The organism is Kitasatospora sp. NE20-6, assembly GCF_045862635.1.
On sequence record NZ_BPRL01000021.1, the window covers coordinates 121033 to 142285 of the forward strand.

Here is a 21253-nt window from a genome sequence, read left to right on the forward strand (position 1 = left end):
TGGTCCTTCGGATCGGAGCTCTCCCTGGGGGTCTACCCCGTCCGGGGCGCCGTGCCCGTCCGGGGCCGGGTCGCTGCGTACCGGACGCGCCGCAGGGGTAGGCCGGTGCCGAAGGTTCCGTACGTCGGGAGGGGTGGGCCATGGCCGGGTCGGAGAACTGGGACGACTACCAGCCGGAGTCGGGCGGCAGCTGGGCAGGTGCCGAGGCGGAGCGGCCGGACGGCTTCTCGCTGTCCGGCGAGGCGTACGTCGAGGAGACGCACACCGTCGGGGGCGGCAGCAGCACCGACCGGGAGGAGGTGGGCGGTGGGCTGACCGTCGACTACCCGGACGCCTGGGACGGGGCCGACGGCGACGGCCGCGTGTCCGTCACCGGAGAGGTGCACCACGAGGAGACCCGGACGATCGAGGACGGCACCGCGACCGACCACTCCTCGTGGGGCGGTGACCTCTCCGTCGACTACTGACGCCCGGGGGTGCCGAGGCGGTCCCGCTGCGCCGCGAGGTCGCGGCGGGCCGCCTCGATGCCCCGGCGCTCGGCGGCCAGCCGTTCGGAGGCGTCGGCGGTCGGTGCGGTGACGAGGGCGGCGCGTGCCGAGAGCAGCCGCCGCAGTTCGGTCCTGGCGCCGGTGACCGTCGACCCGCGGGCGGCCAGCCAGGTCGGTGCGCAGCCGGTGGTGGCGGACGGCGCGAGGTTGCCCTCGATCTCCTTGCGGGTCGCGCGCAGCAGGCGCAGGGTGTGTCCGAGGTGTCCGCCGCCGAGGTAGTGGAATCCCATCAGCCCGCCCCAGGTTGTGGGCAGCAGGGCGACGATGAAGCCGGAGACGCCGTCGTCCCCGATCTCGTTGAAGATGTCCCCCGCGCTCTGGTACGAATACGAACCGACCTTGAGCGAAGAGACGGCGGCGGGGGAGCCGGGGGCCGGGGCGGCACCGGTGGGGAGACGGGCGTCGAACGCGGTGAGGGTCTCCGCGGTGATGTCCAGCAGACCGGCGGCGAGGCGGTGGAACCCCGGCCCGGCCGCGGCGGCCAGTGCGTCCTGGGTCTCGGTGAGCAGGCCGCGGATCTCCTCGTCGACCTTCGTCGCCTCGTGCTTGGGCAGCGTCAGGTTGGCGGCGATCCGCTGCCGTACGGCGTCCAGCCTGCTGCGGAGCTTGGCGGTGAGCCGCAGCGCGTCCGGTTCGAACGCCCGCCAGTCGGCCGTACGGGAGTCCGCCTCGGCGGCGGCGAGGCGGCGCGAGGCGGCGGTGAACAGCTCCTCGGAGAGTGCGGTCCCCTCCGACGCGGGGACGGTGCGGCCCCTCACCCGGTCGATCCGCCGCACGCGGTCGGTGAGGGCCGCGTCGAGGAGCGGCACGGCGTGCCGGGCGGCCGCCGCGGCGGTCTCCGCCACGTTGCGGCGCACCCGCTCGGCGATCTCCGTGCGGAAGGCCTTCCACTGCTCCTGCTGTCCGTCGGGGACGGGCCCGTCCGCGCCCGGGAGGAACGACGGCAGGTGCAGGGCGTACACCCCGGCGGAGGCGACGCCGAGCGTGCCGTCCGGGTCGGCGGGCAGGAGGTACTCCGCGATGCTCCGCCGCCGCATCGTGAGATGGTCGGTCATCCGCTCCGACGGCGGCGGTGCCGCCTCGTTGAAGACGACGGCGGCCACCCGCACCTCGTGCGGGCTGGCGGCGAGCTGCCGCAGGACGTCCGACAGGGCGGCGATGCTGACCCGACCGAAGGTGACGAGCACGGCGGTGAACGCGCTGCCGTCGAGGTCGGCCGAGGTCTGCGCGGTGACCTCCGCCGACACGCTGTTGGCGCCCGGCAGGTCGACCAGCCGCAGTCCGTCGGCCAGCAGGCCGGACGCCACCCGCACCTCGCCGCGCAGCACCCGGCGGCGGTTGTCGCGGTTGTGGTCCTGCAGCATCCAGCCGTCGAACTCCTGTCGGTCCGTGTCGGTCTCCGCCGGTGCGCCGGCGGTGCCCGCGTGCACGATCCGGAAGCGCGGCTGCGGGCTCGCGCCGGCCAGCACGTGCACCGGGGCGACGGTGCCCGGCAGGTAGGCCGAGACCGGCGCGACCTCGGCGCCGACGAGCGCGTTGACGAGGGTCGACTTGCCTGCGCCCTCCGGCCCGACGACGGCGAGGTGGCTGCGCTCCCGGGCGCGGCGTGCCGCGGCGAGCGCGGTCCGCAGCTCCGCGGACGGCACGGGCAGCAGCCGGCCGTGGCGGTCCAGGGCGGCCAGCAGGTCGGTGATCGCAGGGAGTTCAGCCACCGATGACTCCTCTCATCTCGGTCAGCACGCGGTGCGCGGCCGGGTCGCCGGCGACGGCCCGCCCGGTCGCGTCGAGTGCGGTGCGCAGGGCCTCGCGGTAGGCGCCGCCGGCGGCGGCGAGGGGGCCGGCGGCCTCGGCGACCGGCGGGAAGGGCGGGCCGGCAACGGCGTAGTCGGGGTGCACGAGGATCGCCAGCGAGTGCCGCAGCGAGCCGACGGCGTCGTCCGCACGCCCGCGGGCCGCCTGCCGGCCGGCCACGGTGAGCAGGTGGAACGCCGGGTCGGCGACCTGGCCGAGCGGGATGCCGAGGTCGGGCGGCCAGTCGGTGAGCGCCCCGGGCCCCAGCGCGGACGCCGCCTCGTCGAACCGCTGGTGGTAACGGGCGGCGCTGCCCACGTAGTACGCGTCGACGGCCGCGGTGACGACCGCGGTGACCGCACGGGCGGCGATCTCGATGTCGAGCCGCACCCGGTCGGCGTCCGTCTCGGGGACGGCCAGCCGGTGGCCGGGCGCCGCCGCGGCGTTGAGCTCCGCGACCGCCTCGGCCGTCCACCGGTCGGCCTGGCCGACCCGGTGCCGGTGCACGCTGCGCAGGCCGGTCGCGGGTGACTCGGCGGCCGGGTGCAGGTGGCAGCCGCCGAGGCTCACGTCGAGGGTGTCGCGGAAGTAGCGCACCTGCACCACGAGCGTCGGGACGCCGTACAGGTCGTTCCAGTAGAACGCGGCGTGCGGCCAGCCGAACGTCCTGAGCGAGTCCTGGAGTTCGATCAGGCCGTCGGACGCGAGCCGGCGGCGCAGGGCGTCGACGAGGGCGCCGCGCAGACCTGCCCAGTGCCCCTCGGGCGATCCGTGGAAGGTCGGCAGGAGGACGACGAGCGGCAGGGTCGACAGGTCGGCGGAGAGCAGCCGCAGGCTCTCCCGCAGGTGCCCCGGGCCCTCCTCGACGGGGTAGGTGTCGAACAGTTTGCGGCTGCGCAGCGCGGCGAGGTCCGTGTCACGCCGGAGGCGGCTCTCCAGGTCGGCGAGGTCGGCGAGGCGCTTGTGCCGGACGGCCTCCAGCTGGAGGTCCCGGTGGAAGCGCACCTCGGCCTGGGCGCGGTCGAAATCCTGCTGCGAGGCCCGCGCGCGTGCGGCGGCGTTGATCTGGCGGTGGGTGTTGACGAGGGACGCGGCGGCTTGCGCCGCCGACCCCACACCGATGGACACGGCTGGACTGGCCACGTTCCCCCCTGGGACTCCGGACGGCCGACAGGGAGTTCTCTCTCCACCGCGGCGCCCTCGCATGCGGCGGAGGCCGACACACCCGCTCCCGCCCGGAGCGCGGGGGCGTGCAGGGCGTGCAGGACGGCGCCGTAGCTCCGGCGTGCGCCTCGGCGTGACCGTCACTCCGTGCGCCGGACCATCGCCCGCCCGCCGGTCCTGTCCGCCCGCCCGCCCGGCCCGGCGCCCGCAGGGCCCGTCCTGGTGTTCCTGGTGCTTGTGGGGCCTGTAGAGCCGGTGCGGTCCGCCCGGCCCGCCCGGTCCGTGCGGTCACGCCCCCGGCGGCTCCGGGCGACGGTGGTGGTGGCGTGCGGCGAGCCGCCGGACGCCGAGCACGACCTCGATCGCGGCGGCCAGCCAGACCGCCCCGAAGACCGTCCACGCGGCGGCGGCCGGCACGGTCGCGCCCAGGGCCAGCAGGCCGAAGGAGCCCACCAGCAGCAGGACGACCGCGGCGACCGGTCCCCGTACGAGTGAGTGGTACGTCGCGGAGATCCGGCCGGTGCGCATGGTGCTGAGCCGGCGGTCCAGCGCCGTGTCGGCGCGCAGCTCCCGCTCGATCTCCTGGAGCAGCTTGAGTTCGTGCCACGAGAGTGAGGGCCCGTCCACCGTCCCACCTCCGCGCGTGTCCGCAGTGGCCCCCTCCCTCTGTGCTGCCCGTGTACGCACGGTCTAACACCCCTGGTGGCCGGGGGTGAGCAGCCGGGTACCGTCCGGCAGGGCGCCGCCCTGGGCCAGGGCCGCCACCTGGTCGAGCACGGTGGCGCGCATCCGCTCCGCCGCCCGGCCCAGCGGGATGTCGCGCCCGTGGGCGAGCGAGACGGTGCGGCCGAGTCCGGCCCCGCCGAACCGGGCGGCCGAGAGTCCGGACCGGGCGGCGACCATCGCCGGTACGACCGCGGCCCCCAGGCCCGCCCGGACGAAGCCGAGCACCGCGTCCATCTCGCCGCCCTCGACGGCGAAGCGGGGCTCGAACCCCTCCGCGCGGCAGGCGGCGAGGGTGCTGTCGCGCAGCGCGTACCCCTCGCGGAACATCACCAGCGGGTGGTCGCGCAGGGCGGCCACCGGCATGCGGCCCCCGGGCAGCGGCGCCGCGCTGACGAGCACCAGGTCCTCGTGGAGCAGCGGGGTGACGGCGAGGCCGGCCGGCGCCTCGCCGCCCGGCGGGTCGATGAGCAGGGCGAGGTCGAGCTCGCCCGCGGCGAGGGCGGCGGTGAGGTCCCCGGAGCCGCCCTCACGGACCAGCAGGTCCACCGCGGGGTGCCGGGTGCGGAAGGCGCCGAGCACGTCCGGCACGAGGCTGGTGCACAGGCTCGGCGGGGCGCCGAGCCGCACCCGGCCGCGCCTCAGCTGGACGGTCTCCTGCACGGCGAGGCGGGCGCTGTCGGTGTCGGCGAGGATGCGCCGGGCGAGCGGCAGCAGCGCCTCGCCCGCGTCGGTGAGGGCGATGTTGCCGCGGGTGCGGTGGAACAGCTCACCGCCCAGCTCCCGCTCCAGGGAGCGGATCTGCTGCGACAGCGACGGCTGGGCGACGTGCAGCCGTTCGGCGGCGCGGGTGAAGTTGCGGAGGTCCGCGACGGCGGCGAAGTAGCGGAGCTGCTGGAGCTGCATGGCGCCATCGTAGGCCCCGCACGATAGGCCCTCCCTATCGTGACGAGCCCGACCATGTCTTGGACGCCGCCCGGGGCTGCTTCCTACCGTGGTCGTCATGGCTCTGGCGCGTGGAACGGATCGGCGGCAGCCCGCGGTGGCGGCGCTGTGGGGATCGACGATCGGCAAGAAGGCGGTGATGGCCGCCAGCGGTGCCGTGATGCTGCTCTACCTGGTGGCCCACATGCTCGGGAACCTGAAGGTCTTCTTCGGACCCGACGACATCAACGGCTACGCGGCTTGGCTGCGCACCGTCGGGCAGCCGTTCCTCGGCCACGCCTGGTTCCTGTGGATCGCCCGCGTGGTCCTGCTGGCCTCGGTGCTGGCGCACGGCGTCGCCGCCTACCAGCTGAGCCGTCGCGACCTGGCGGCACGGCCGCAGAAGTACGCCCGCCGGCGGGCGCGGTCGAGCTACGCGACCCGCACGATGCGCTGGGGCGGCGTGATCCTCGCGCTCTTCCTCGTCTGGCACATCCTCGACCTCACCACGCTCACGGTGAACCCGCGGGCCGAGGAGGGCCACCCGTACCAGAACATCGTGGCGTCCTTCTCCACCTGGTACGGCGACGGGATCTACATCGTCGCGATGCTCGCCCTCGGGCTGCACGTACGGCACGGATTCTGGAGCGCTGCCCAGACCCTGGGGCTCAACAACCCGCGGCGCGACCGGGTGTTGAAGGCGACGGCCAACGGGCTCGCGCTGGTGCTGACCGCCGGCTTCGTCGCCGTGCCGGTCGCCGTGATGATCGGAGCGGTGCAGTGACCCCCTACCTCGACCACACCGTCGGCGAGCCCGTCGCCGACACCAGGACACCCGGCGGGCCGATCGAACAGCGCTGGGATCAGCGGCGGTTCGAGGCGAAGCTGGTCAACCCGGCCAACCGGCGCCGGCACACGGTGATCGTCGTCGGCACCGGTCTGGCCGGCGCCTCCGCAGGAGCCACCCTCGCCGAACAGGGCTACCGCGTCGTGCAGTTCTGCTTCCAGGACTCCCCCCGCCGGGCGCACTCCATCGCCGCGCAGGGCGGCATCAACGCGGCCAAGAACTACCGCAACGACGGCGACAGCGTGCGCCGGCTCTTCTACGACACCGTCAAGGGCGGCGACTTCCGCGCCCGCGAGTCCAACGTGCACCGCCTCGCCCAGATCTCGGTCGAGATCATCGACCAGTGCGTGGCGCAGGGCGTGCCGTTCGCCCGCGAGTACGGCGGGCTCCTCGACACCCGCTCGTTCGGCGGCGTGCAGGTGCAGCGCACCTTCTACGCGCGCGGCCAGACCGGCCAGCAGCTCCTGCTCGGCGCCTACCAGGCGCTGTCGCGGCAGATCGCCGCCGGCGCCGTCGAGATGCACCCGCGCACCGAGATGCTCGACCTGGTGGTCGTCGACGGTCTCGCCCGCGGCATCGTCGCCCGCGACCTCGTCACCGGCGAGGTCTCGACCCACCTCGCCGACGCCGTCGTCCTCGCCACCGGCGGCTACGGCAACGTCTTCCACCTCTCCACCAACGCCAAGAACTCCAACGCCACCGCGATCTGGCGGGCCCACCGGCGCGGCGCCTGGTTCGCCAACCCCTGCTTCACCCAGATCCACCCGACGTGCATCCCGCGCTCCGGCGACCACCAGGCGAAGCTGACGCTGATGAGCGAGTCGCTCCGCAACGACGGCCGCATCTGGGTGCCGAAGGCCGCCGGCGACACCCGGCCGCCCGCCGACATCCCCGAGGACGAGCGCGACTACTACCTGGAGCGCGTCTACCCGTCGTTCGGCAACCTGGTGCCCCGCGACATCGCCTCCCGCGCCGCCAAGGCCGTCTGCGACGAGGGCCGCGGCGTCGGCCCCGGCGGCCAGGGCGTCTACCTCGACTTCGCCGACGCGATCGCCCGGCTCGGCCGCGACGCGGTCTCCGCCCGGTACGGCAACCTCTTCGAGATGTACGAGCGGATCACCGCCGAGGACCCGTACCGGGTGCCGATGCGGATCTACCCGGCCGTGCACTACACGATGGGCGGCCTCTGGGTCGACTACGACCTGCAGACCACGATCCCGGGCCTGTTCGCGATCGGCGAGGCCAACTTCTCCGACCACGGCGCCAACCGGCTCGGCGCCAGCGCCCTCATGCAGGGCCTCGCGGACGGGTACTTCGTGCTGCCGCCCGCCGTCAACGACCACCTCGCCCGGCAGAGCCTCGAACCGGTCGCCGCCGACCACCCGGCCGTGGCCGAGGCCGAGCGCGCCGTCACCGGCCGGCTCGCCCGGCTGCTCGCCGTGCGCGGCGACCGCACCCCCGAGTCCTTCCACCGCGAGCTCGGCGAACTGCTCTGGAACGACTGCGGGATGGCCCGCACCGACGCCGGGCTGCGCCGCGCCCTCGCGCGGATCCCCGAACTGCGGGCGGAGTTCTGGCGGCGGGTGACGGTGCCCGGCACCGGCGACGCGTTCAACCAGTCGCTGGAGAAGGCGAACCGGGTCGCCGACTACTTCGAACTCGCCGAGCTCATGTGCCTCGACGCGCTGCACCGCACCGAATCCTGCGGCGGCCACTTCCGCGAGGAGAGCCGCACGGAGCAGGGCGAGGCGCTCCGCGACGACGAGGCCTTCTCCTACGCGGCGGCCTGGGAGTTCACCGGCACCGGAGCGGCGCCCGTCCTGCACCGCGAGCGGCTCGAATTCGAGCACGTCCACCCCACCCAGCGGAGCTACGCATGAACCTCACCCTGCGGGTCTGGCGCCAGGCCGGCCCGGACGCACCCGGCGGCTTCGCCGCGTACGACGTCCGCGACATCAGCCCGGACATGTCGTTCCTGGAGATGCTGGACACGCTCAACGAGGAACTCATCCTGCGCGGCGAGGAGCCGGTGGCCTTCGACCACGACTGCCGCGAGGGCATCTGCGGGGCCTGCGGCATGGTCATCAACGGCCGGGCGCACGGCCCCCAGCCCACCACCACCTGCCAGTTGCACATGCGGCACTTCCGCGACGGCGAGACGGTCGACGTCGAGCCGTGGCGGGCCGCGGCCTTCCCGGTCGTCCGCGACCTGGTCGTGGACCGCTCCGCCCTGGACCGGGTGATCGGCGCGGGCGGCTACGTCACCGCCCCGACCGGCAGCGCGCCCGAGGCGCACGCCACGCCCGTCCCCAAGGAGGCCGCGGACACCGCCTTCGAGCATGCCGCGTGCATCGGCTGCGGTGCGTGCGTCGCGGCCTGTCCGAACGGCTCGGCGATGCTCTTCACCGCGGCCAAGGTCGTGCACCTCAACGTGCTGCCGCAGGGCGCGCCCGAACGCGGCAGCCGGGTGCGCGGCATGGTCGCCGCCATGGACGCCGAGGACTTCGGCGGCTGCACCAACACGGGGGAGTGCGCCACCGCCTGCCCGAAGGGCATCCCGCTGTCGGCGATCGGCAGCCTCAACCGGGAGTTCCTGCGCAGCCTGCGCTGAGCCGCCGGGCCCGGGGCCGTACGACCCGGTCGCACGGCCCGGTCGCACGGCCCGGTCACGGTCAGGCCCGGTGGACGCTGACGCCGGCGGCCGCGAGGGCGTCCGTCTCCTCCCGGGAAGCGTTCTCGTCGGTGACGACGACGTGGAGGGCGGTCGCGGGTGCCACCAGGGCGAGGGCGGTGCGGTGGAGCTTCGCGCCGTCCGCGACGGCGATCACCCGGCGGGCCGAGGCGATGGCGGCGCGCTTGAGGGCGGCGTCCTCCAGGTCGTAGGCGGTGAGCCCGTGCGCGGCGTTCAGGCCGCAGCAGCCGACGACGGCGGTGTCGAAGCGCAGGGAGGCGATCGACTGCTCCGCCAGCGGCCCGGTGAGGGCGAGCTCCCCCGGCCGCGGGCGGCCGCCGGGCACGAGCAGGGAGATCTGCGGCGCCGCAGTGAGCGCGTTCACGGCGTGCAGCGAGAGCGGCATCACGGTGAGGCGCCGGTGCTCGAACGCGCGGGCGACCTCCAGGCAGGTGGTGCCGCTGTCGAGGACCACCGACTCGCCGTCGCCGATCAGTGCGGCGACCTCGGCGGCGATGCGGCGCTTGGCCTCCACGCCGTCCTGCGTGCGCAGGGCGAACGGCGGCTCCTCGCCGCGCAGCAGCAGGCTGCGGGCTCCGCCGCGGTAGCGCTCCAGCACGCCCTGGGCGGCCAGCGCCTCCAGGTCGCGGCGGATGGTCATCTCCGACGCCCCGGTGCGTTCGGCGAGGTCGGCCACGCCGACGGTGCCGGCCGCGCGCACGGCCTCGGTGATCGTCCGCAGTCGTTCTGCACTCCCCATACCGCACATCAAACACCCGTGATGTGCGGATCGCAAGGTTACGAACACAGAAAATGTTCGATACGTTGTGCGGCATGGAGAGACACCTGCGCAACGCCCGCCTCGCGACGTTCGCCTACTTCACGCTGAACGGCTTCCTCCTCGGCATGTGGGTCGTCCACATCCCGGCGATCGAGCACCGCGCGGGGATCGGCCACGCCGTCCTGGGCCAGCTCCTGCTGCTGCTCGGGGCCGGTGCCTTCGCCGGCATGCAGATCGCGGGGCCCCTCACCGACCGCCTCGGGGTCCGCACCGTCGTCCCGCTCAGCGCGGCCCTCTGCAGCGCCGCCGTCCTGCTGCCCGGCCTCGCCGACGACGCCTGGACGCTCGGCGCGGCGCTGTTCGCCCTCGGCGCCAGCAACGGCTTCCTCGACGTCAGCATGAACGCCCATGCCGTGCAGGTGGAACGCGGCTACGGACGGCCCGTCATGTCCGCCTTCCACGCCACCTTCTCCATCGGCGGCGTCCTCGCCGCGCTGGCCGGTGCCCGCACCCTGGCCTCGGGGTGGAGCCCGGCGGTGACCCTCACCGCCACGGCGGTGCTCGGCCTCGCCGTCTCCGCCGCCGCGGCCCGGGCCCTCCTGCGGCCCGCGGCCGGCGCGGCCGATGCCGACGCGGCGGCCGGTACGGACCGCCCCGCCGGCCGCCGCCGGACCCCCGGCCGGATCTGGCTGCTGGCCGCACTGGCCTTCCTGCTGATGCTCTGCGAAGGCGTCGCCAACGACTGGAGCGTGCTCCACCTCCAGGACGTCCTCGGCGCGCCCTCCGCCACCGCCGCCCTCGCCTACGGCTCCTACGCGACCGCCATGACCGTCGGGCGGCTGCTCGCCGACCGCGTCGCCGCCCGCATCGGGGCGGCGGCCGTGCTCCGGTACGGCTCCGCCGTCGCCGCGGCCGGACTCACCGCGGCGGCGCTCTCCACCGGCGTCCCGCTCGCCCTGGCGGGCTGGGCCGTCTTCGGCATCGGACTCTCCGGCTGCATCCCCCAGCTGTTCAGCGCCGCCGGACACCTCGACCCGGACGCCGCCGGGTCCAACGTCTCCCGGGTCGCCGGCCTCGGCTACCTGGGCATGCTCGCCGGCCCGGCCGTCATCGGGCCGCTGACCCGGCTCGTGCCGCTCAACCTCGCGCTCCTCCTGCCCGTGGCGTGCTGTGCCGCCGCGGTGTGCACCGCCGGGATCCTGGCGTCCCCGCGCCCGCGGACCGCGCCCACCGGCGCCGGCAGCCGCAAGGAGGCCGAGGCCGCGTGACCGCGGCTCCCGGCGTGCAGTTCCGGCACTTCCGCACCCGGGCCGGGTCCGAGGAGCTCGGCTGCTCCGCCGCCTCCCCGGGGGAGCGGGCCGCGGCGGCCGGGCCCGCGCTGACCGCGGTGCTGCTGCACGGCGCGGGCACCGCCGACCGGGCCCCGCTCGCGGGCATGATGGCCGACTTCGCCGCCCGCGGCGTCCACGCCCTCACCTTCGACTTCGCAGGCCACGGCGACAGCACCGGCCTGCTGCCGGGCCAGAGCCTGCAGCGGCGCTTCGAGCAGGCGCGCGCCGTCATCGACCGGCACGTGCCCGGGGACCACCGGCTGGTGCTGGTCGGGTTCAGCATGAGCGGCCAGACCGTCGCCGACCTCGCGGCCCACCACGGCACCCGGGTCGCCGCCCTCGGCCTGTGCGCGCCCGCCGTCTACGCGGCCGACGCCTGGTCCGTGCCCTTCGGGCCCGGCTTCACCCGGATCATCCGCGCCCCCGGCAGCTGGCGCAGCTCCCCGGCGTTCGACGTGTTCCGCTCCGTGCGGAGCCGTGCGGTGCTCGCCGTGCCGGAGACCGACGCCGTCATCCCCGAGGCCGTCACCGACGCCGTCACCGCCGCTCTCGGGAGTGGCCGTGCACGGTTCGCACGGCTCCTCCAGATCGGGGCCGACCACCGGCTCGGCGCGTGGTTCGCCGCCCGGCCCGAGCCGCGCGGCCGCTTCGTCGACTCCCTGCTCGACTCCCTGCTCGACCCGCTGCCCGACCGGCTGCCCGGGGCCGTCCGGACGTAGGGCGGGGGCGGGCGGGGCGGGGCCGGGCAAGGGGTGGGCGGCCCGTCGCCGTCGCCGCCCGATCTGCCGCCGCCCCCGCCCGGTGCCACGATGGAGGGCACCGGGTCGCGCGAACGAGGAGGCGGTCATGGGCCGTGCGTACCACTTCCACCGCGAGTACGAGGACTGCTCCGTGACCGTCGGCGTACGCCTGGGCCGGCACCCGGAGGTGGAGCTGCTCGTCGACGGCAAGGAGGTCGGCCTCGAACGCGTGCACGACCGCCACGTGGAGCAGGTGGTGCTGTCGACGACCCTGCCGACGTACCCGCCGCGGCCCGCCGAGGTGCGGGTCGACCTGGCCGGCGGGAAGGACGGCGTGCCGGTCTGTGTGCTGGTCGCCGACGGCACCGAGCTGCCCGTGCCGGAGAGGGAGATCCCCCGCCACGCCCGGCCGACCGAGGCGTCCTGGTACGGCTGACGCCCGGCGGCCGTACCGCTGCGCGGCTGCCCGCCGCCCCTCGGCCCCTACCCGCTGTGCGTCGTACGGCGGGCGGCGATCCGCTCCTCCAGCGCGGCCCGCCGCTCGGGCCACTCCTCGGCGACGATCGAGAAGATCGCGGCGTCGCGCAGCAACCCGTCCTCGCCGGGCGCCCAGGAACGGGACCAGTTGCGGAGCACCCCCTCGAACTGCGCCCCCACCCCCGCGATGGCGGCCCGCGACCGGCCGTTGCGGGCGTCCGTCTTCAGGTCGACCCTGGCCACGCCCCAGCTCTCGAAGGCGTGGCGGAACAGCAGGTACTTGGACTCGGTGTTCAGCCCCGTGCCCTGCGCCGACCGCGCGAGCCAGGTGAAGCCGACCTCGACGGCGTACAGCTCGTCCGTCTCCGGCCGCAGCCGCGGCTCCCAGTAGGAGGTCGCCCCGACGGCCCGCCCGGAGACCAGGTCGATCTGCGCGTACGGGGCGAGCCTGCCCGTCGCGGCGCGGGCGAGCTGCGCGTCGATGTACGGCCCGACCTCGGCCGCCGTCGGCACCCAGGTGAAGCCGTACGTGCTCCGGTCCTCCTCCGCGGCGGCGGCCAGCTCCGCGGCGTGGCGCCGGTGCAGCGGTTCGAGACGCACCAGCCCGCCCTCCAGGACCGGCCCCTCCAGCATGAAACCCATCGACCCCTCGCTCCGTCGTCCGATGCCGCGCCTGCTGCCGTGCCGCGGGGCGCCGCCCGGCGGCCGGTGGCCGCCGCCCCGCCACTGATCATGTCAGCGGGGTCCAGCGGTTTTCGGCTCCGGCGGGGTGCCCGGGCCGGGCCGGTGCCGGAGGTCGCGGGCGGGGCGTCAGGCGCTGACGGCGCCGGTGCCGAGGAGGCCGAGGAGCAGCAGCCCGATGACGACGCGGTAGACGACGAACGCGTTGAACGAGTGCTTCGCCACGTACCGCAGCAGCCAGGCGATCGACGCGTACGCGACGCCGAAGGAGACGGCGGTGCCGACGGCGAGGGGCAGCGGGTCGATGCCCGAGCCGAGGGCGTCCTTGAGCTCGTACAGGCCGGCGCCGGTGAGGGCGGGGATGCCGAGGAAGAACGACAGCCGGGTCGCGGCGACCCGGTCGAGGTCGAGCATCAGGCCGGCGGACATCGTGGCGCCCGAGCGGGAGAAACCGGGGAAGAGCAGGGCGAGGATCTGGGCGGAGCCGACGATCATCGTGTCCTTGAAACCGGTGTCGTCCTCCCCGCGCTTGTGGCGGCCCATCCGGTCGGCGGCCCACATGACCGCGCTGCCGGCGATGAGGGAGCCCGCGACGACCCAGAGGGAGGCGAGCGGTCCGTCGATCAGCGGCTTGGCCGCGAGGCCGACCACGACGATCGGGATCGTGGCGTAGATGACCCACCAGCCGAACTTGTAGTCGTGGTGGTACCGCTCCTCGCGGTCGGCCAGGCCGCGGCCCCAGGCGGTGACGATCCGCGCGATGTCCTTGCGGAAGTAGAGGAGCACGGCGGCGATCGCGCCGACCTGGATGACGGCGGTGAAGCCGATGACCGAGGTGTCGTCGACCGGGATGCCCATCAGGCCCTCGGTGATCTTCAGGTGGCCGGTGGAGGAGATGGGCAGGAACTCCGTCACCCCCTCGACCACGCCCAGGACGACGGCCTGTCCGACGGTGATCACGCTCACGTGCACCTACCCATGGTCCGAGGGATGCCGCGGACACCCCGCACGCCTGCCGTCCGGCAGGCGTGCCGGGCACGCGGCGGACGGGCCTGGTGCGGCGGTCCCCGGGGGGCCGGCGTCGGCCCGCCGTTTATGTCTACAGGAATGTAGACGTACGCGGCGGGTGCCGTCCAACCGGGTGGCCGCGGCGCCGCCCCGGACCCCTGAGGGCGGGGCGGACGACCTGCGGCCGTGGAGGACGACCGCTCCGCAGTGTTCCACCGATGTCCCCTCCGGAGCCGCACCCGCCGACCGCGTGCCGTGCCGCGCCGTGCCGCGCCGAGCCGCGCCGAGCCGCGCCGAGCCGGGCCGCCGGTGTGCGGCTGCCGCCCCGCCGGGCCGCGGTCAGGCCGGGTACGGCCGCGCCCGGCGGGCCTCGTGCAGTGCCTCGCCCCACCAGTGCAGGCCGTCCAGCATCAGCCGTGCCGCGCCGGCCGGCCCCGAGGGATCCTTCAACGTGCCGTCCGGCCCGAAGAGTTCGTAGTAACGGGGGAACGAGACGTACGCGCGCACCGTGTGCGCGTGCAGCTCGTTGAAGACCTGCCGCAGCTGCTCGATCGCCAACAGGCCGCCGCTCGCGCCGCTGTAGCCGACGAAGCCGACCGGCTTCGCCTGCCACTGGGTGTAGTGCCAGTCGATCGCGGCCTTCAGGGCGGCGGGGAAGCTCCGGTTGTAGTCGGGCGTGACCACCACGACCGCGTCGGCGGCGTCGAGGCGGTCGGTCAGCGCGGCCATTCCGGCGGGCCGCGGCAGGTCCGGTCGGAGCGCGGGCGGGACCGCGGGCAGGGCGAGCGGCAGCTCCACGTCCGCGAGGTCGACGGTGTCGACGGTGAACCGGCTGTCCAGCGCGGCCTGTTCGGCGAACCAGCGGGTGACCGTGGGGCCGAACCGGCCCTCCCGGACGCTGCCGGTGACGACGAGGAGGTGCAGAGGGGTGTCTGGCACGGGAAGGCTCCCTGACGGAGTGGAGACGGAGTGAAAACGGAGTGGGGACGGAGACGGCGGGCGGGGCGCGGACGGCATCCGCCGGGCCCGCACCACCAACCTGCCGGGCCGCCGCGCCCGCAGGGAGACCGGGCCGGGACTGGTAGTGACAGGGCCACGACCCGGGCGGCGGGCGGCTGTTACGTTCGACCGGTGAGCGACAACGAGCTCGGACTCTTCCTGCGCAGCCGCCGGGAGGCCGTCACCCCCGCCGAGGCGGGCCTGCCCACCGGCCCCCGCCGCCGCACCCCCGGCCTGCGCCGGGCCGAACTCGCCGCCCTCTCCGGCGTCAGCGTCGAGTACGTGACCCGGTTGGAGCAGGGCCGCGACCGCCGGCCCTCCGCCCCGGTGCTCGCCGCGCTCGCCGACGCCCTCCGTCTCACCACCGCCGAACGCGTCCACCTGCACCGTCTCACCAAGGCGGCCGACGGCGGCTTGACCTGCACCGGCGGGGCCGGGCCCACCGCCACCGTGCGGCCCACCGTGCAGGCCCTGCTCGACCGTCTGGAGCCGGCCCCCGCCGTGCTGCTCAACCGGCTCTCGGACGTCGTCGCCTGCACGGAGGGCTACCGGCGCCTCGTCGGGCCGGCCGGCCTCCTGGACGGCACCCCGCCGAACCTCGCCCGTTTCGTCTTCACCGACGCCCGCGCCCGCACCGCCTTCCCCGACTGGGAGTGCGTCGCCGACCAGCAGGTCGCGGCGCTCAAGCAGGGCCCCGGCCGGTCCGACCGCCACATCGCCGCGCTCGCCGGGGAGCTCGCCCTCGCCGCCGGCGCCGCCTTCACCCGGCGCCTCGCCGAGGTGCCCGGCCTGCCGCGCACCACCGGGGTCGAACGGCTGCTCCACCCGGACGAAGGAACGCTCCGGCTCGCCTACGAGATCCTCGACCTGCCGGCCGACGACGGCCTGCGGCTCGTCGTCCACCTCCCCGCCGACGACCGTGCAGCCGCCGCGCTCGACCGGCTGGCCGGACGCCGGCCCGGTGCGCTGCGCGCACTCGCCGGTTAGCCGACCCGGCCCGGTGGCCCGGTGGCCCGGTGGCCCGTGCACGGCGGGCGGAACCCGGCACGGCGGCGGCACCCTGGTACGGGCGGCTGCTGTCGCCCGGGCGGGCCGCCGCGGGCGGCGCCGGGTTGCGCGCGGTGGGCCGCCGGGCGGTCATGGCAGGGCGGGCCGACCTCCGTCCCGCGTGCCGACCCCCCCGGGAGAGCCCCGTGCAGACCGACCGTGCCGCGCAGCAGACCGCCGAGGACGTGACCGCCTACCTGGAACCCGCACTGCGCGAGGCCGTGGGGCGGCTGAGCCTGCCCGTACGCCGGATGGCGGAGTACCACTTCGGGTGGGTCGACGCCGACGGACGGCCCTCGGTGCCCGTCGGGTTCCGGCGGCGCCCGGCCCTGCTCGCGCTGCTCTGCGCCGGCAGCAGCCGGGCGGCCTGGGACGCGGTGCGGACGGCGGCCGTCGCGGGCACCCTGCTCTCCGCGGCGGGCACCGTGCACGACGACATCGGCGACCGCGAGATGGTGCGCAAGGGCCGGCCGACGCTGTGGAACGCGGTCGGTGTGCCCTCCGCGATCCAGGTCGGGGTCGCCCTGCACTGTCTGGCGTTCGAGCTGCTCGCCGCCGAACCGGGCGAGGCCGCGCGGGAGCTGGCCCGGCGGGCGGCGTTCGCGGTCCGCGAGTGCTGTTCCGGGCAGATCCTCGACCTGGAGGGCGAGGGCTCCTCGCGGATGAGCCTGCCGGCGGCGCAGCGGCTGCTGGAGAGCACCATCGCGATGCCCACGGCGGGGGTCTGCGTGGTCGGTGCGGTGGTCCGCGGGGCGTCGGAGGACGAGGTGGCGGCGGCCGAGCGGTTCGGCTACCACGCGGGCATGGCGATGGCCTACTTCGACGACTGGGAGGGGGTCTGGGGCACCTCGCGGGACGACCTGGAGGACGCCTTCGCCGACCTCCGGCGGCGCAAGGCCCGGGCGTTCGCGGCGTTCGCCCTGCAGTCCCGCGGGCCGGCCCGCGACCAGCTCGCCGCGTACTACGACGACACCGCCGAGCCGGGCCCGGACGGGCTGCGGCGGGTCGCCGCGCTCGTCGAGGAGTGCGGCGGCCGGGCGTGGCTGGAGGAGCGGATCCGCGAGCACGCGGAGGCCGCGCTCCGGGAGCTGCCGGAGGCCGTACCGGACCCGGCCGCGCGGGCGGAGCTCGCCCGGTTCGTCCGCGCGATCACCGCCGAGGTGGGCTGAGGCGCCGGATCCGGCCGGACCGGGGCCTGTTGCGAAAGTGGATCCCGGCCTGCGCTGATCATGGTGCGGCGCGAGGGGACGTGACGGACCGGCAGCGGCCCGGCTGGAGCCGTTGCGGCGCAGCGCCCGCCGCGACGGCGCATTCTCCGGATCGGTGGACGCCTCCACGGGGCGACCGTCCTAGCGGCGCAGCGGGGTCTCCTCTTCGAGGCGCGACAACTTCTCGGGGTTGCGCACGAAGTACAGCCCGGTGATCAGGCTGTCCTCGGTCCGTACCGCGATGACGCCCTCGATCCGCCCGCCGATCTGGACGATCAGTGCGGCGTGACCGTTGACCTGCGCCGCCCGGACCGATGCGGAACCCGCGATCCTGCCAAGTCCCGCGGTCAGCAGGCCGGCAACGGACGCGGCGCCCGTGACGGGCGAGAGCGCGGCCTGGACGACTCCGCCGCCGTCGCTCAGGAAGACGACGTCCGGGGCGAGCAGGTCGAGCAGATTCTGCAGGTCACCGGTTTCCACTGCCCGCCGGAACGCCGCAAGGGCCACGCGGTTCTCGGCCTGGGACACGGCGCCGCGGGGCCGGCGCGCGGCGACATGGGTCCGTGCCCGGTGCGCGATCTGCCGGATCGCCACCGGGTTCTTGCCCACCGCCCCGGCGATCTCGTCGTAGTCCAGGCCGAACACCTCCCGCAGTACGAACACCGCGCGCTCGGTGGGCGTGAGCGTTTCGAGCACCAGCAGCATCGCCATCGACACGCCGTCGGCCAGCTCGACGTCCTCGGCGACGTCGGGTGCGGTCAGCAGCGGCTCGGGCAGCCAGGGGCCGACGTAGGTCTCCTTGCGCCGGCGAAGCGTCCGTAGCCGCATCAGGGCCTGGCGGGTGGTGATCCGGACCAGGTACGCGCGCGGATCGCGCACGGTGTCCGGATCGACCCCCACCCACCGCATCCAGGTCTCCTGCAGCACGTCCTCGGCGTCGGCCGCCGAGCCGAGCATCTCGTAGGCGACGGTGAACAGCAGGTTTCGGTGGGCGACGAAGGCCTCGGTGGCGCGATCCGCACCGCCGCGATCAGTGGGCGGCTCGGCGGCTTGTGCGGTTCGGTCACTGCGCTCGCTCATAGCGGGCTCCCGTCCGTTCTGGATCTTCATGGTGCCGCACACGAGATGCCGGTCCCGTCGGCTTCGTGACGTCGATCTTCGGTGATGCAGGTCACATCGCCGTACTGTCACGCACCTCCGGCGACCGGCATCTCCTGTTCGACTTCGACCGACGACGAGATGCAAGGAGCACACCATGACCGCTCGTTTGAGTCTGTTCGGCAACCCGGCGGCGACCGCGGCCAAGGCCGCCGCCCACTTCGGCACGGCGAGCAGGACGATCCTGACGGAGTCGAGCCTGCCCGCCGCCACCCAGGGGCTGGTACTGCTGCGGGCCAGCCAGATCAACGGCGACGGCTACGCCACCGACGTGTGGGCCAAGAACGCCGCGACCGCCGGGGAGAGCGCCACCCGCATCAACCTGGTCGCGGCCTGGCGCGGATCCACGGTGTTCACCGATGCCGAGCGCGCGGCGCTGGCGCTGGCCGAGGAAGGCACCCGCATCGCCGACGCGGCCGGCGGCGTGGCCGACGAGGTCTGGGCGGACGCCGTCCAGCACTACGACCAGGACCAGTTGTCCGATCTGGTGATGCTCGTCGCCTTGATCAACGCGACCAACCGCATGAGCGTCATCGTCCGCCAGCCCGGCGGCTCCTACCAGCCCGGCCAGTTCGCCGGAACGGCCGACTGACCGGCACGCCGGTCACCGTCCGGCCCGGGACGACCCACGGGGCCGGCATGTCAGCACGACAACTGCACCGAAGGAGGGGACATGAATTCCGCACTCTGGATCGCCGCCGGTCTGCTCGCCCTGGTCGCGCTCGCCGGGGGCTTCACGAAGTCCTTCGTCCCGAAGGAGAAGCTCGCCACCATCCACGGCGCCGAATGGACCGCGGGATTCCGCGCCGATGCCATCAGGGCCCTGGGAGCCCTCGAACTCCTGGCGGCGGCCGGCCTGGTGCTGCCCAGGGCACTCGGCACCGCACCGGTCATGGTCCCGGTCACCGCCACTTGCTGGATCGCCCTGATGGTCGGCGCGATGGTCGCCCACGGCCGCCTCGGCCAGTACAGGCTCGTGGCGGTGAATGCCGTCTACCTCGCGGTCGCGCTCTTCATCGCGGTGGGACGCTTCTGAGGTCTGTTCTGAAAGTGCCGGTCGCAGCCGTTCGTCGACGGCTGCGACCGGCACTGTTGCTTCGTACCGCACGGCCAATGCGTCGTATCCCGTGGTCACCTCGCAACGGACCCCGGTGTTCCGGGCGCCGGGCCGCGGGGCGCATCCCGCAGTCCGGCGCCCTTGCGGCCCCGGCCGGGGCCGCCCCGGCCGGTCAGGGGGCCTGCCACCAGGCCGTGCTGTCGGCCGGCAGCAGGAACCCGGCCCCGCCCCCGGCGGCCCCGGCGGCGACGGCCGACGGGGGTTCGGCGGAGCACAGCAGCAGGACGCCGAGCGCGGAGCCGTCGACCGGCACCGGACGGCCGGAGGTGTTGACGGTGCAGATCAGCGCGCCCTCCGCGCTGTCGCGGCGGAAGGCGAGCACGCCGGGGCCGAGGTCGAGCCACTCCACCGCGCGGCCGGCGCCGAGTGCCGGGTGGCTGCGCCGCACGCTCAGGGCGCTGCGGTAGAGCTCCAGCACGGAGCGCGGGTCGCCGGCCTGGGCCTCCACGCTGAGCGCGGCCCACGCGGCGGGCTGGGGCAGCCAGGCGGGGCCGCCCGGCACCGGGCCGAAGCCGTACGGCGCCTCGGTGCCCGACCAGGGCAGCGGCACGCGGCAGCCGTCGCGCAGCCCGTTGCCGCCGTCGGGGCGGAGGAACGAGGGGTCCTGCCGGACCTCGTCGGGCAGGTCGGTGACCTCGGGGAGGCCGAGCTCCTCGCCCTGGTAGAGGTAGGCGGAGCCGGGCAGGGCGAGCATCAGCAGGGCGGCGGCGCGGGCCCGGCGGACGCCGCGGGCGGGGTCGCCGTCGGCGTACCGGGTGGCGTGCCGGACGACGTCGTGGTTGGAGAGCGTCCAGGTGGTGGGTGCGTCGACGGCCCGCATGGCGTCGAGCGAGAGGGCGACGAGCTCGCGCAGCTGGTCGGCGTCCCAGGAGGCGTTCAGGAACTTGAAGTTGAAGGCCTGGTGGAGCTCGCCCGGGCGTACGTAGCGGGCGGTGCGGTCGAGGGTGTCCGTCCAGGCCTCGGCGACGGCGATCCGCTGGCCCGGGTACTCCTCCAGCACGGTGCGCCAGGACCGGTAGATCTCGTGCACGCCGTCCTGGTCGAAGTACGGCACCCGCTTCTCGGCGAGCAGGGCGAGCTGTTCGCGGTGGCCGAGGTCGGGCAGGCCGGGGGCCTTGACCAGGCCGTGGGCGACGTCGACGCGGAAGCCGTCCACGCCGAGGTCGAGCCAGAACCGCAGGATCGAGCGGAACTCGTCCTGCACGGCGGGGGAGTCCCAGTTGAGGTCGGGCTGCTGAGGGGCGAAGAGGTGCAGGTACCACTCGCCGGGGGTGCCGTCGGGGTCGGTGGTCCGGGTCCAGGCGGGGCCGCCGAAGAGCGAGATCCAGTCGTTCGGCGGCGCGGTGCCGTCCGCGCCGCGGCCGGGACGGAAGTGGAAGCGCTCGCGCAGCGGTGAGCCCGGGCCCTCGCGCAGCGCCTGGTGGAACCACGGGTGCTGGTCGGAGCAGTGGTTGGGGACGACGTCGACGACGACCCGCAGCCCGAGGGCGTGCGCGTCGGCGATCAGTCCGTCGGCGTCGGCGACGCTGCCGTAGACCGGGTCGACGGCCCGGTAGTCGGCGACGTCGTAGCCGCCGTCGGCCTGCGGCGAGGTGTAGAACGGCGAGATCCAGAGCGCGTCGACGCCGAGGTCGCGCAGGTAGCCGAGCCGGCTGCGGATGCCGGCGAGGTCGCCGCAGCCGTCGCCGTCGGCGTCGGCGAAACTGCGCGGGTAGACCTGGTAGATGACGGCCTCCTGCCACCAGCCCGGATGCGTGCGACCCCTGGCCGGGGCTGCGGTGGTGGGTGCGGTCATGGGAGATCTCCTCGGCTGGCGGTGGGTGGGTGGGGACGGCCGTGCCCGGTCCGGCCCACCCGGACGGCGGTGTTCCGGCCGGGGCGGCCGCACCGGGGCGCCGGGCCGTCCGGGAGGCGTGGCCGCCGGGCGTGCGGGCCGGCCGCGCCGGGTGCGACGATCCGGGCCGTGGGGCCGCCGAAGCGTGAACTGCCGTGCGGGAACGGCTGGTCAGGTGGGGTCCGGGCGTGGTCCGGCGCGGTG

21 protein-coding genes are annotated in these 21253 nt (G+C 75.0%); 11 read left to right on the top strand and 10 right to left on the bottom strand.

The features are described 5' to 3' along the window. The first annotated feature begins 140 nt into the window (after window positions 1-140). On the top strand, window positions 141-467 hold the full coding sequence (locus tag SNE206_RS18475) for a hypothetical protein (RefSeq protein ID WP_407914497.1): 327 nt from the start codon (window positions 141-143) through the stop codon (window positions 465-467). Here SNE206_RS18475 and SNE206_RS18480 read toward each other — a convergent pair. From SNE206_RS18480 to SNE206_RS18495, 4 genes are all read right to left on the bottom strand, one after another. Further along, window positions 461-2260 (bottom strand): dynamin family protein, encoded by a 1800-nt coding sequence (locus tag SNE206_RS18480; protein WP_407914498.1) that lies wholly within the window; start codon window positions 2258-2260, stop codon window positions 461-463. The two genes, SNE206_RS18475 and SNE206_RS18480, sit on opposite strands and share 7 nt — an antisense overlap. Continuing rightward, window positions 2253-3482, bottom strand: a complete 1230-nt coding sequence (locus SNE206_RS18485) for a hypothetical protein (protein ID WP_407914499.1) — start codon at window positions 3480-3482, stop codon at window positions 2253-2255. Before SNE206_RS18485 ends, SNE206_RS18480 begins: the two co-directional genes overlap by 8 nt. A gap of 309 nt (window positions 3483-3791) precedes the next feature. Next, entirely contained in the window at window positions 3792-4130 is a 339-nt protein-coding gene (locus tag SNE206_RS18490) for a DUF3040 domain-containing protein (protein WP_407914500.1), read from the bottom strand. A gap of 63 nt (window positions 4131-4193) precedes the next feature. After that, entirely contained in the window at window positions 4194-5132 is a 939-nt protein-coding gene (locus SNE206_RS18495; RefSeq protein WP_407914501.1) for a LysR family transcriptional regulator, read from the bottom strand. A 97-nt stretch (window positions 5133-5229) separates the two neighbouring features. Here SNE206_RS18495 and SNE206_RS18500 point away from each other — a divergent pair, with 97 nt between their 5' ends. From SNE206_RS18500 to SNE206_RS18510, 3 genes are read left to right on the top strand one after another with little or no spacing between them, the layout of a single operon-like run. Next, complete coding sequence (locus SNE206_RS18500; RefSeq protein WP_407914502.1) at window positions 5230-5934, top strand: succinate dehydrogenase cytochrome b subunit; 705 nt, start codon at window positions 5230-5232, stop codon at window positions 5932-5934. After that, window positions 5931-7877: a fumarate reductase/succinate dehydrogenase flavoprotein subunit gene (locus tag SNE206_RS18505; protein ID WP_407914503.1), complete on the top strand. Its 1947-nt coding sequence runs from the start codon at window positions 5931-5933 to the stop codon at window positions 7875-7877. Before SNE206_RS18500 ends, SNE206_RS18505 begins: the two co-directional genes overlap by 4 nt. Further along, a complete protein-coding gene (locus tag SNE206_RS18510) occupies window positions 7874-8608 on the top strand; it encodes a succinate dehydrogenase/fumarate reductase iron-sulfur subunit (RefSeq protein ID WP_405014780.1) in 735 nt (244 codons plus the stop codon). The genes SNE206_RS18505 and SNE206_RS18510 overlap by 4 nt, the downstream gene beginning before the upstream one ends. Before the next feature lie 61 nt (window positions 8609-8669). Here SNE206_RS18510 and SNE206_RS18515 read toward each other — a convergent pair whose 3' ends face one another. Further along, a complete protein-coding gene (locus SNE206_RS18515) occupies window positions 8670-9428 on the bottom strand; it encodes a DeoR/GlpR family DNA-binding transcription regulator (RefSeq protein ID WP_407914504.1) in 759 nt (252 codons plus the stop codon). A gap of 74 nt (window positions 9429-9502) precedes the next feature. Between SNE206_RS18515 and SNE206_RS18520 the strand changes: the two genes are divergently transcribed. The 3 genes from SNE206_RS18520 to SNE206_RS18530 all read left to right on the top strand — a co-directional run bounded on the left by SNE206_RS18520 (window position 9503) and on the right by SNE206_RS18530 (window position 11956). Beyond that, window positions 9503-10717 (top strand): MFS transporter, encoded by a 1215-nt coding sequence (locus SNE206_RS18520; protein WP_407914505.1) that lies wholly within the window; start codon window positions 9503-9505, stop codon window positions 10715-10717. Next, entirely contained in the window at window positions 10714-11499 is a 786-nt protein-coding gene (locus SNE206_RS18525; RefSeq protein WP_407914506.1) for an alpha/beta fold hydrolase, read from the top strand. Before SNE206_RS18520 ends, SNE206_RS18525 begins: the two co-directional genes overlap by 4 nt. A 127-nt stretch (window positions 11500-11626) precedes the next feature. Then, a complete protein-coding gene (locus SNE206_RS18530; protein WP_407914507.1) occupies window positions 11627-11956 on the top strand; it encodes a hypothetical protein in 330 nt (109 codons plus the stop codon). Window positions 11957-12003: 47 nt separating this feature from the next. Here the strand turns inward: SNE206_RS18530 and SNE206_RS18535 are convergent, their stop codons facing one another. The 3 genes from SNE206_RS18535 to SNE206_RS18545 form a co-directional block, all read right to left on the bottom strand. Further along, window positions 12004-12639: a GNAT family N-acetyltransferase gene (locus tag SNE206_RS18535; RefSeq protein WP_407914508.1), complete on the bottom strand. Its 636-nt coding sequence runs from the start codon at window positions 12637-12639 to the stop codon at window positions 12004-12006. A gap of 168 nt (window positions 12640-12807) precedes the next feature. Continuing rightward, window positions 12808-13644, bottom strand: coding sequence for an undecaprenyl-diphosphate phosphatase (locus tag SNE206_RS18540; protein WP_407914509.1), 837 nt, complete (start codon window positions 13642-13644; stop codon window positions 12808-12810). A gap of 381 nt (window positions 13645-14025) precedes the next feature. Continuing rightward, window positions 14026-14625 (bottom strand): NADPH-dependent FMN reductase, encoded by a 600-nt coding sequence (locus SNE206_RS18545; RefSeq protein WP_407914510.1) that lies wholly within the window; start codon window positions 14623-14625, stop codon window positions 14026-14028. Window positions 14626-14817: 192 nt separating this feature from the next. On the opposite strand from SNE206_RS18545, the gene SNE206_RS18550 reads away from it, so the two are divergent. Further along, window positions 14818-15672 (top strand): helix-turn-helix domain-containing protein, encoded by an 855-nt coding sequence (locus SNE206_RS18550; protein ID WP_407914511.1) that lies wholly within the window; start codon window positions 14818-14820, stop codon window positions 15670-15672. Between the two features lie 206 nt (window positions 15673-15878). Continuing rightward, window positions 15879-16901, top strand: coding sequence for a polyprenyl synthetase family protein (locus tag SNE206_RS18555; protein ID WP_407914512.1), 1023 nt, complete (start codon window positions 15879-15881; stop codon window positions 16899-16901). Window positions 16902-17081: 180 nt separating this feature from the next. Here the strand turns inward: SNE206_RS18555 and SNE206_RS18560 are convergent, their stop codons facing one another. Next, window positions 17082-18020: an RNA polymerase sigma-70 factor gene (locus SNE206_RS18560; RefSeq protein ID WP_407914513.1), complete on the bottom strand. Its 939-nt coding sequence runs from the start codon at window positions 18018-18020 to the stop codon at window positions 17082-17084. Between the two features lie 175 nt (window positions 18021-18195). Between SNE206_RS18560 and SNE206_RS18565 the strand changes: the two genes are divergently transcribed. Both SNE206_RS18565 and SNE206_RS18570 read left to right on the top strand, forming a co-directional pair. Further along, complete coding sequence (locus SNE206_RS18565) at window positions 18196-18690, top strand: carboxymuconolactone decarboxylase family protein (protein ID WP_407914514.1); 495 nt, start codon at window positions 18196-18198, stop codon at window positions 18688-18690. An 81-nt stretch (window positions 18691-18771) separates the two neighbouring features. Further along, window positions 18772-19134 carry a DoxX family protein gene (locus tag SNE206_RS18570; protein ID WP_407914515.1) on the top strand — a complete coding sequence of 121 codons (363 nt, stop codon included), beginning with the start codon at window positions 18772-18774 and terminating at the stop codon, window positions 19132-19134. A 193-nt stretch (window positions 19135-19327) separates the two neighbouring features. Here SNE206_RS18570 and SNE206_RS18575 read toward each other — a convergent pair whose 3' ends face one another. Next, window positions 19328-21010: a glycoside hydrolase family 13 protein gene (locus SNE206_RS18575; protein WP_407914516.1), complete on the bottom strand. Its 1683-nt coding sequence runs from the start codon at window positions 21008-21010 to the stop codon at window positions 19328-19330. Between the last annotated feature and the right edge of the window lie 243 nt (window positions 21011-21253).